Source organism: Hanstruepera flava, from assembly GCF_023634025.1.
GTDB lineage: Bacteria > Bacteroidota > Bacteroidia > Flavobacteriales > Flavobacteriaceae > Hanstruepera > Hanstruepera flava.
This window is the reverse complement of the sequence record NZ_JALJCW010000001.1, coordinates 198,485-210,463: the sequence shown is the minus strand read 5'-3', so window position 1 is coordinate 210,463 and position 11,979 is coordinate 198,485. Positions and strand designations below refer to the sequence as shown.

The following is an 11,979-nucleotide window of genomic DNA, read 5'->3' as shown; positions in this document are numbered from 1 at the left end:
AAGATTATGAGAAATATACAAATCAATAATAAAATTAAAGGGCTACTATTAATATTTGCCGTTTTATTAATAGGAAGCTGTGAACGTGATTTATCAGATGATGCTGTTTTGGCTGGATTTTCCAAAGAAGGTGATATTTTTATTGATGGGCCAATTGCTTTAGGAAGCAATTTTTACTTTCCTTACAACGGCTCTAAACCGGATGCCGTATCTTTTGATGGAATTGATACATATAGAGGTAGCGCGTCAATTCGTATAAATGTACCAAATGCTGATGATCCAGAAGGTAATTATGCTGGAGCGATTTTAAGAATTGATGGTGCAGGAAGAGATTTAACAGGGTTTGATGCGTTAACCTTCTATGCCAAAGCATCGCAAGGAGTAAACTTGGATGCCATTGGTTTTGGTGAAGATTTTATAGATAACAAATATCAAGCAACAATAACTAATGTAAGTATTGGTACAGGATGGAATAAATATATTGTTCCAATTCCAGATCCGTCTAAACTTGTTGAAGAACGAGGTGTATTTAGATATGCTGCGGGAACACAAGCAACAGGTGGCCTAGGATATACAATTTGGCTAGATGAGATTAGGTTTGAAAAATTAGGTACACTAGCTCATCCAAGACCCCAAATTCAAAACGGAGAGGATGTTATAGTAGATACTTTTACAGGTGTAGAGTTGGAAGTTTCAGGTTTAACTCAAACCTATAATTTAGGAACAGGCCTTGATCAAACAGTTGTAGCAGCGCCTAGTTATTTTGAATTTGTTTCTTCTAATCCTGGTGTTGCTAGTGTCGACGAATTAGGCCAGATAACGGTTAATTCTGGTGGAACAGCTATTATTACTGCTGCTATTGGAGGATTGGAAGCTGTTGGATCTCTAACAATTAATTCTTTAGGGGATTTTGATTTAGCTCCTGAACCAACACGAGACCCAGATAACGTGATTTCAATTTTTAGTGATGTTTATGAAAATGTGCCAGTTGATTTTTATAACGGCTATTGGGAACCATTCCAAACTACCTTATCAGCTGATTTTGCTATTAATGGAGATAATATATTAAATTATACGAACTTTAATTTTGTTGGAAATCAGTTTGCGAACCCAACTGTAGATGCGACGGGACATTCCAATTTACATCTCAATATGTATATACCAGGTGATGTCCCATCAGATTTTGACTTTTTAATTTCGGTTGTAGATTTTGGCGATGACGGACAAGATGGTGGTGGTGATGACACCAGACAGCAGATTTTTGTTAATTCTTCCGACGTTGTTTCTAATCAATGGGTCACTTTAGAGTTCCCTTTAACTTTAGCTAATAAAGATAATTTAGGACTCATTATATATGAAAACATTAATGGCTCATCGTTAAGTAATTTCTATTTAGATAATATTTATTTTTACCGTGATGTACTAGAACCTTCACCAAATGTGGATGATTCTATGGCAACTGAAGTCGCTTTTCCAATAGGTTTTGAATCTACGAGTTTAGTTTATGATTTTGTTGGATTTGAAGGAGCAGACTCTTCGATTCAGCCCAATCCTATGGCGACCGGAATTAATCCAACATCAACAGTTATGCAGTCGATTAAAACTGTAGGAGCTCAATTTTTTGCTGGTACTGCATTAAATTTGGATTCTCCTATTGATTTTTTGACCTCTCAAAAAGTCAGGATGAAAATTCTATCTCCAAAAAGTGGTATCCCAATAAAGGTTAGGTTGGAAGATCAAAATAACACTGCGGGTATAGAAATTGATGCTTCAACAACCACTTCGGATGAATGGGAAGAATTGGAATGGGATTTCAGTAGCGTTTATAATCCTTCAATAGATTACGTAAGAATAGTAGTATTTTTTGAATTTGTTGTAGATCTACCTGGTGACGGTAGCACCTACTATTTTGACGATATTCAAATTATTGATTAATAAAAAAAAGAAACTATATAAAATGAATAAATTAAATTATATACTATTAATAGTATTTAGTCAGTTTCTAATAAGTTGTTCTACAGATGAAACCCAGACTGTAACAACTTTGAACCAACTGGTTTGGCAGGATGAGTTTAATACGGATGGACCATTAGACACAAGCAAATGGAATTATGACATTGGAAATGGTTCCGAGCAAGGTATACCCGGCTGGGGAAATAACGAATTACAATACTATACAAGCAGACCAGAAAATATTAGTGTTCAAGATGGGATGTTGATGATTACTGCTCGTGAAGAATCTTATGAAGGTTCAGGTTTTACTTCGGCCAGAATTCAAACTAAAGATTTATTTGAAAAAAAATACGGACGTTTTGAAGCCCGCATTCAGTTACCATGGGGACAAGGTATGTGGCCAGCCTTTTGGATGTTAGGCTCAAATTCTGATGTGGTTGAATGGCCAGCATGTGGCGAGATTGACATCATGGAAAACCGAGGGAGTGAACCAACTATTATTAATGGAACAGTACACGGACCTGGATATTCTGCAGGAGAATCTATATCAAAAGCTTACGATTTAGTAAATGATAGGTTTGATACAGGTTTCCATGTCTTTGGTATTGAATGGGGTCAAGGATACATTAACTTTTATGTAGATGATGTGTTGTACAATCAAATAACACCAGAAGATGTTCCTGGCCCTTGGATTTTTGATAACCAACCGTTTTACATAATCATGAATGTTGCAGTAGGTGGTAATTATGGAGGGCCTCCAAATGCCAATACTATTTTTCCACAGACTATGTACGTTGATTATGTCCGCGTTTATCAATAGAACACTTTAAACATATTATATTAAAGGTCGAGACAGTTTCTCGACCTTAAAAAATACCCAAATTTTTACGAATCATCAATCTAGCCTACTAGTTTGTAGGTGTAGGTTTAAAAAACTACAATGACGACAAAAGCTTTAACTAATAATCAAGATATAGATGACAAAGAGATAATTATGAGTCGTAATAAAATTTATTTAGGCAACAACCAGGCTTCCTTTGACGAGGAAGCGATTACTGGTGAACTTATAAATTTTGAGGGCGAGGTTTATTTTAAAATTTCAAATTCCGACCGGATGAGACCATTTTTTATGAGTCTCATCAGTAATTCCAATCACTGGATGTTTATATCAAGTAATGGTGGTCTGTCTGCAGGAAGAAAAGACGCGAATCACGCATTATTTCCATATTATACAGATGATAAAATCACAGAATCTGCTGAAACAACAGGGAGTAAAACCATATTGGGTGTTATTAAAAGTAATAAGACTTATTTATGGGAACCTTTTTCCAATAGATATTACGGCATCTACGACATTCAACGAAACATTTATAAAAATCAATATGGCAATAAAGTGATTTTTGAAGAAATCAACAATGATTTAGAACTGACTTTTAGTTATCAATGGAGTACCAGTAACGCCTATGGTTTTATTAAAAAGTCAAAGCTAATTAATCATTCAAATTCTATTGTGACCGTGAATGTTCTAGATGGGCTTCAAAACATAATTCCTTTCGGAGTCGGATCTGACTTACAAAATAGTTACAGTAATTTGGTCGATGCCTACAAACGTAGTGAGTTGCAAGAACAAACAGGTATAGGTATATATGCATTAAGCGCCATAATAGTTGACAAGGCTGAACCGAGTGAAGCTTTAAAATCAAACACCGTCTGGAGTTTAGGGTTTGAATCACCAAAATATCTATTGTCTTCAATGCAACTGGATAAATTCAGAAGAGGAGAACCCGTTCAGACAGAAACAGACGTTAAAGCTGAAAAAGGTGCTTATTTTATTTCTACAGATTTCAACTTGGAATCAGGACAGAAACAAGATTGGATGTTCGTTGCCAATGTTAACCAAAGCATTAGTGATGTGGTTAGTATTTCAGAAAAAATAAAATATGAAACCAACTTAAAAGCTCAAGTTTTAGATAATGTTCATTTAGGTACCAAGCATTTATTAGAATTAGCAGGAGCATCTGATGCTATGCAGCTAAGTAGAAACAAATTGCGCAATGCTCGTCATTTTTCAAATACCTTGTTTAACATTATGCGCGGAGGTATTTTTGACAATAACTATCAAATTGAAAAAACCGATTTTATACCATATCTACAAAAAGCGAATAAACAAGTCTATAAAGAAAAGGTACATGCACTAAATAGTTTACCAGAAACCTTTAGTCTAGAATACTTAAAAGGTCTCGCAAACGCTGATAATAACAGTGATTTTAAAAGGCTTTGTTATGAATATTTACCATTAAAATTCAGTAGAAGACATGGCGATCCAAGTCGTCCATGGAATCAGTTTTCAATTAACACAAGAAGCGAGGTTGATGGTTCCAAAATTTTAGACTATGAAGGGAATTGGCGCGATATCTTTCAGAATTGGGAAGCCCTAGCTCATTCTTATCCAGAATTTATTGAAGGCATGATTCATAAATTCTTAAATGCGACAACATTTGATGGCTATAATCCATATCGCGTTACAAAGGACGGTTTTGATTGGGAAACGATAGAGCCAGATGATCCATGGTCTTACATAGGATATTGGGGAGACCATCAAATTATTTATCTACTCAAGTTTTTAGAAATTATAGAAAGTCATTATCCACATAAATTAGCTACTTATTTTAATGAGAATATGTTTGTGTATGCCAACGTACCATACAAGATAAAAGCTTATTCAGATTTGTTAAAAAACCCAAAAGACACCATTGTTTTTGATGATGCACTAGATGCCAAAATACACCAATTACGTGATGAGTTTGGAGCTGATGGTGCTTTGTTGAGAGATAAAACCAAAGGCATTTGTAAGGCTAATTTAATGGAAAAGCTTTTGGCAACTGTTTTGGCAAAATTGTCCAATTTTATACCAGAAGGCGGTATTTGGATGAATACGCAAAGACCTGAATGGAACGATGCTAATAATGCCTTGGTGGGGAACGGTGTTTCTATGGTTACGCTATATTATTTAAGACGATTCATTAGCTTTTTCGAAAACATAGTATCAAATACTGAAACCGAATCTTTTGAAGTTTCAGAAGAACTTAAAGTGTTTTTTGATAGAATACTGAACACTTTTAATGATTTTAAAAATCACCTAAACACTAGTTTTTCAAATAGCGATAGAAAATTGGTACTAGATGGACTAGGTCAAGCCGGAAGTGATTTTAGATTGAAAATTTACGATAACGGATTTTCGGGAAATAAAGGCAACATAACCAAAGCTAGTATTTCACAGTTTCTAGATTTATCCAATGCTTATCTTGAGCATTCTATCAACGCCAACCAACGCGAAGACAAGCTCTATCACGCATATAATTTAATGACTGTTAAAGGTGATTCTGAAATAGCAATTTCATATTTGCCAGAAATGCTGGAAGGACAAGTAGCTGTTTTAAGTTCAGGGTATATTTCTGGAGAGCAATCGTTAGAAGTTTTAAACGCCTTAAAATCTAGTACTTTGTTCAGGCCAGATCAGTATAGTTATTTATTATATCCGAATAAGGAGCTTCTAGGATTTTTTGAAAAAAATAAGCTACCTAAACAAGCCGTTGAGCAGTCTGAATTGTTGCAACAATTACTCAAAGATGGAAATAAGCAGATTATTCAACAAGATGTTTTAAATAGTTATCATTTTAATGGCAACTTTAATAATGCAGATAAATTGAAGGAAGCTCTTGATGCGTTACCACAAAAGTATGAAGCACTTGTTAAAAAAGACAGAACCTTACTTTTAAACACCTATGAAGAACTGTTTAATCATAAGGCATTTACAGGACGTTCGGGAACATTTTTTGGATATGAAGGTCTTGGTTCCATTTACTGGCACATGGTATCAAAGTTATTATTAGCAGTTCAAGAAACCAGTTTGAAAGCGTATAAAGATGGTGAAAGTGAAGTGACCATTGGAGGTTTGTTGGACCATTACTATGAAATAAATGAAGGTATTGGTGTTCACAAATCACCAAAACTATATGGAGCCTTTCCAACAGATCCATATTCGCATACACCATTAGGTAAAGGTGCTCAACAACCCGGGATGACAGGTCAAGTAAAAGAAGATATTCTATGTCGTTTTGGTGAATTGGGTGTTTTTGTGGAAAACGGAAAAATAGTCTTCAACCCCAAACTATTGAGAGGCAATGAATTCTTAAAAGAGACTAAAACTTTTGTTTACACAGCACTGAATAACGAAATCAAAAAATTGCCTGTCGATGAAAAATCTATTTGCTTCACCTATTGTCAAGTGCCTATCATATATAAACTATCTAGTCAAAGTTCTATAGAAGTAGTCAAAAACAATGGTAAATCAGAAGTCTTTGATTCTCTAATTATGGACACAAAATCAAGTGAGAGCGTCTTTAAAAGAAAAGGTGAAATAAACTATATACTAGTTTCTCTAAAAGAATAAAAACCAATGAAAATAACATCATTACATATCATCTATGTCTGTTTATCAATAGTTATGTTTTCATGTAATGATTCAAACCCAAAAAAGAGCAATACAGTACCTGTGAAAAAAGTGAAGCACTTAACAGCAAAAGATATTTTGGGTAATCCAGAATATCTAGCAATATCCTATGGCGGTTACAGAGAGATATCCAGAGATAGTCAGCCAACCATTAAGCAGCTTAAAAATGATATGAGACTATTGTCTGCCATGGGCATAAAAATTTTACGTACCTACAACGTACAATTAGATCATGCGCCTAATGTATTGAAGGCTATTAAAGAGTTAAAATCTGAAGACCCTAATTTTGAAATGTACGTCATGCTAGGTGCTTGGATAGACTGTTTAAACGCATGGACAGACCAAGCTCCCAACCACGATATAGAAAGTCCCAATAACGCAGGAGAAATTGAACGTGCCGTAAAATTAGCAAATGCATATCCTGATATAGTGAAAATTTTAGCTGTGGGTAATGAAGCCATGGTAAAATGGGCAACAAGTTACTATGTGCAGCCTCATGTCATTTTAAAATGGGTTACCCATTTGCAAGACTTGAAAAAGGAAGGAAAACTTCCAAAAGATTTATGGATAACAAGCTCGGATGATTTTGCATCCTGGGGCGGAGGTGATAGCCAATATCATAATGAGGATTTAAATAAATTAATTGAAGTGGTTGATTATATTTCAATGCATACTTACCCATATCATAATACACATTATAATCCACAATTTTGGGTAGTTCCTGAAGATGAAACAGAATTATCCAGTATTGAAAAAATTAATGCAGCCATGAAACGGGCTATTCAATTTTCAAAAAAACAATTTGATAGTGTTTCTAATTATGTAAAAAGTTTAGGCATAACCAAACCCATACACATAGGAGAAACAGGTTGGGCTAGTGTATCTAATGGTCATTATGGTCCAAATGGTTCTAAAGCCACTGATGAGTATAAACAAGGGCTTTATTACAAACAAATTAGGGAATGGACAAATAACAATAATATTTCCTGCTTTTATTTTGAAGCATTCAATGAAAAATGGAAAGATGCCCACAATCCCAAGGGTTCAGAAAATCACTTTGGTTTATTCACAGTGGATGGTCAAGCTAAATACCCTATTTGGGAATTAGTAGATAAAGGTGTTTTCAATGGGTTAACACGAAATGACAATGCAATTTCAAAAACCTACAACGGTGAATACAAATCGTTAATGGTTGATGTTTTGGTGCCGCCATCACATGAAGAATTAATGGCCCATAGATAATGGGCAAAAAATGAAAATGAAGCAATATGAAAATAATGAGCTATGTAATGGCTTGTCTTTTTTTAGGGTTTATGGTTAGTTGTAATCAGAAAGAACAAAATAAGGCTTTGAACGTTGAGGTATATGAAACTTCAGCCAGTGGGAATAAATTATCCAAACTCGATAGCTTTCAAATCAATGATTCTGCTAAAATCATTAGAATTTTACCGAGTAAGAAATATCAGACCATCACAGGTTTTGGAGGTTCATTTACAGAATCTTCAGCATATTTATTAAACAAGCTCAGTAAAGTTAATAGAAAAAAAGTGTTAGATGCCTATTTTTCAGAAGATGGTGCACACTATTCTTTAACGAGAACTCATATAGCTTCGTGTGATTTCTCTTTGAATAATTACACCTATGCACCAGATGAAGGAGATTTAGAGTTAACTAATTTTTCTATTGAAGAAGATAGAGAAGATCTTATTCCTATGATAAAGGACGCTATGGCTACTTCAAAAGATGGGTTTAAAATCATAGCCTCACCTTGGACCGCTCCGCCTTGGATGAAAGACAATAAAAATTATGTTGGCGGAAAATTACTACCAGAGTTTTATGACACATTTGCTTTGTATTTTAATAAGTATTTAGAAGCCTATAAAGTTGAAGGGATTGATATTTGGGGAATTACGCCAGTAAATGAACCACATGGTAATGGTAATAACTGGGAAAGTATGCATTTTAACCCAGTAGAAGAAACAGATTTTGTTCAGAATCATTTAGGGCCAAAATTAGAAGCAGAAGGGAAAAGAGATGTGAAAATTTTAGGTTACGATCAAAATAGAGCTGGTTTAAAAGAATGGGTAGATGTTATGTACGCCACAGAAGCATCTTCAAGATATTTTGATGGAACTGCTATTCATTGGTATGAAAGCACTTACGAAGTATTTCCGGAAGCTTTGCAATACGCACACCAAAAAGCTCCTGATAAGTTTTTAATTGAAACGGAAGGATGTGTAGATTCAGAAGTTCCAAAATGGAAAGATGATGCTTGGTATTGGAAAAAAGAAGCCACAGATTGGGGATGGGATTGGGCTGCAGAAGATGAAAAATATTTGCATCCAAAGTATGCTCCAGTTAATAGATATGCTAGAGATATTATTGGTTGTTTAAATAACTGGGTTGATGGATGGGTAGACTGGAATATGGTTTTAGATAGGCAAGGTGGTCCTAATTGGTTCGAAAATTGGTGTGTTGCACCTGTTATTGTGGATCCAGATGCCAATGAAGTCTACTTTACACCACTTTATTATGTCATGGCTCATTTCAGTAAGTATATCAGACCAGGTGCCCAGGTGATAGGTGTTTCAAATCCAATTACTGATCTTGTTATGACTGCTGCAAAAAATCCAAATGGCTCAATAGCTATAATTATTTTCAATGAGGGAAAAGAATCAAGAGAATTTCGAATAGAATTAGAAGGAAAACAAATAGGAATCGGGATAGGTGATCAAGCTATTCAAACAATAATTATTCCGAATAAAATCTAAATAATTATGTCAACGACTCATACCATTTCAAGAAATAAAGTCCCAATTGGTCAAAAAGCAGCTTTTGGAGCTGGACATTTTGTGTTGAATCTTTTGCCTGGAGTCTTGGGTGTTTATTTACAAGTATTTATACTCACAGCTTTTGGTATGGATCCCGTTTGGGCTGGACTTCTTGGTGGCTTGCCTAGAATTTTTGATGCATTAACAGATCCCATTATGGGATTCATATCAGATAATACAAAATCGCGATGGGGACGAAGAAGACCCTATATTTTCAGCGGAGCTATTATTAGTGGTATTCTGTTTATATTAATGTGGCAACTTGATGAAAATGCATCACAGACCTTCAACTTTTGGTATGTGATGATTTTGCAAATCTTGTTTCTCGTTGGTAATACTATGTTTGCCACTCCGTTGGTGGGTCTTGGTTACGAGATGACTTCTGATTATAATGAAAGAACCCGCTTAATGAGTCTTGCTAATTCGATGGGGCAAATTGCATGGATGATTGTACCATGGTTGTATGTAATAATTCCAGATGTAAATACTTTCGATAATCCAGCTCAAGGTGTTAGGACCATGGCTGTTATTGTTGGTGCAGTTTGTATAGTTTTTGGGGTTTTGCCAGCCTTTTTTTGTAGGGGAATTGATGCGGCACATATGGAAAATAGAAAAGAGATAAATTTCAAAACGCTGGCTTCAAATATGAAAGAGCTATGGCATGGAATTAAGCAAGTTTCCAAAAATAAGCCGTTTATGAAGTTATGTGGAGCAACCTTTTTGGTATTTAATGGATTTCAACTTGTAGCAGCCTTTTCGGTTTTTATAATTGTATTTTATATGAATAAAGGAAGTTGGGAACTTGCAGGAACTTGGCCAGCTTGGTTCAACACTCTAAATGCTATTATTACGGCTTTTTTAGTCATTCCAATAATTTCCAAAATGGCAACCAAATGGGGTAAACGAAAAGCGTTTTTAATTTCAACTTTTCTGTCCATAGTTGGTTACATTTTAAAATGGTGGGGTTTCGATATACAACTTAATGATCAATTTAATCAGACATCTTTTGGGCAAAGCTTAAACAATGGTGTAGCTTCCGTTTTTGATTTTTTAAATCCATACTTGGATCAGGCAGGCATGTCATGGTTCAGTATTGATGCTAGTAATGGTATACCTTGGCTAATTTTTATTCCAATACCACTATTCGCCTTTGGAATGGGTGGTTTATTCACATTAATGATGTCCATGACAGCAGATGTATGTGATTTAGATGAATTAGAAAATGGGATGCCACGTAAAGAAGGAACCTTTGGTGCAATTTATTGGTGGATGGTTAAACTAGGTCAAGCACTAGCTATTATATTAAGTGGTGTAATTTTAAAAATTGTTGGATTTGATCAAAATATAACTGAACAAGCTGTTGAAACTATGACTAGGTTGAGAATTGCGGATATTATTGTCCCAGCCACTACTGCTGCGATGGCAATGATTGTTATGTGGAAATATAGTTTGAATGAAAAAAGGGCAAAAGAAATTAAAGCACAGCTTGTTGAAAGGAGAGGTGAATTATAAAATTTAATGGATAGAATATATGTCGTATAGAAAAGAGTCATATTATAAATACCGAGGCTATAGTCAAAAAAACACTGTAGGAATTGATGCATCAAAATTATCACTTGAAGCCTTAAAAGATTTATGGCATAAAACTATAAATGAAGGATTTCATGGAATATGTTTTAGTATGTATGAAGATGGACAACAACCAGGTGATGATATTAGTTTTGATCAGGTTGATCGTCGTGTGCAGATTCTAAAACCATATGTTGAAGCCATTCGTTCTTTTTCATGTATTGAAGGCAATGAGCACGTACCTGTTGCAGCTAAAAAGCATGGATTGAATACATTAGTTGGGGCTTGGTTAGGAGATGATAAGGAAGATAATGATAAAGAAATCGATGGTTTGATTTCTTTGGCAAAGGCAGGTTACGTTGATGTGGCTGCTGTTGGTAATGAAGTGTTATATCGAAATGATTTATCATTAGAAGAGTTACTAGCTTATATAAGCCGCGTTAAGGATGCTTTATCAGGTTTAGATATTCCAGTTGGCTATGTGGATGCTTACTATGAGTTTTCTAGGCATCCTGAATTAGTGGAACATTCAGATGTTATATTGACTAATTTATATCCTTATTGGGAAGGTTGCCCGATAGAATACGCTTTGGGCCATATGCAAGCCATGTATGGTCAGGTTGTAGATGCTGCAAATGGAAAACCAATTATTATAACCGAAACAGGTTGGCCAAGCGAGGGAGGAAGTTTAAAAGGAGCGGTTGCAGGCGATATTGCCGCTATGAAGTATTTTATTGATACCATTAGCTGGACCAAAGAAAATAACATACCTATATTCTACTTCTCATCTTTTGATGAGTCTTGGAAAGTTGGCGATGAGGGTGATGTTGGTGCGTATTGGGGACTTTGGAATAAAAATGAAAATTTAAAATATTAGTTCACAAATTGATAATCATATTTTTTTAAAGTTGTAAAGCATAAAATTAAAAAAGGAGATCAAGAAATAATAACGCAACATTTAGTGACATCGCCACAACATGACCCATACATTATCAAATTATCAAAAATCACTTAAAAAGCTTGATGTCATATAAAACCATACTAATTCTATATTTTATATAGCTTTAATGTACGCTACAGTTTTTTTTTGATTTGTATGTTTTTTGTATTGGT

At 34.8% G+C, this 11,979-nt stretch carries 7 protein-coding genes; all 7 read left to right on the top strand.

What is annotated here, in order from left to right; translation table 11 throughout:
- Positions 1–6 precede the first annotated feature (6 nt).
- Complete coding sequence (locus MTX13_RS01060; protein ID WP_250432520.1) at positions 7–1,935, top strand: Ig-like domain-containing protein; 1,929 nt, start codon at positions 7–9, stop codon at positions 1,933–1,935.
- A complete protein-coding gene (locus MTX13_RS01055; RefSeq protein ID WP_394801241.1) occupies positions 1,931–2,773 on the top strand; it encodes a glycoside hydrolase family 16 protein in 843 nt (280 codons plus the stop codon). The genes MTX13_RS01060 and MTX13_RS01055 overlap by 5 nt, the downstream gene beginning before the upstream one ends.
- Before the next feature lie 174 nt (positions 2,774–2,947).
- A complete protein-coding gene (locus MTX13_RS01050; RefSeq protein ID WP_250433849.1) occupies positions 2,948–6,406 on the top strand; it encodes a hypothetical protein in 3,459 nt (1,152 codons plus the stop codon).
- 6 nt (positions 6,407–6,412) lie between these two features.
- A complete protein-coding gene (locus tag MTX13_RS01045) occupies positions 6,413–7,708 on the top strand; it encodes a glycosyl hydrolase family 17 protein (protein ID WP_250432518.1) in 1,296 nt (431 codons plus the stop codon).
- A 26-nt stretch (positions 7,709–7,734) separates the two neighbouring features.
- A complete protein-coding gene (locus MTX13_RS01040; protein WP_250432517.1) occupies positions 7,735–9,237 on the top strand; it encodes a glycoside hydrolase family 30 protein in 1,503 nt (500 codons plus the stop codon).
- A gap of 6 nt (positions 9,238–9,243) precedes the next feature.
- Positions 9,244–10,809, top strand: coding sequence for an MFS transporter (locus MTX13_RS01035; protein ID WP_250432516.1), 1,566 nt, complete (start codon positions 9,244–9,246; stop codon positions 10,807–10,809).
- A 19-nt stretch (positions 10,810–10,828) separates the two neighbouring features.
- Positions 10,829–11,743 (top strand): glycoside hydrolase family 17 protein, encoded by a 915-nt coding sequence (locus tag MTX13_RS01030; RefSeq protein WP_250432515.1) that lies wholly within the window; start codon positions 10,829–10,831, stop codon positions 11,741–11,743.
- The last annotated feature ends 236 nt before the right edge of the window (positions 11,744–11,979 follow it).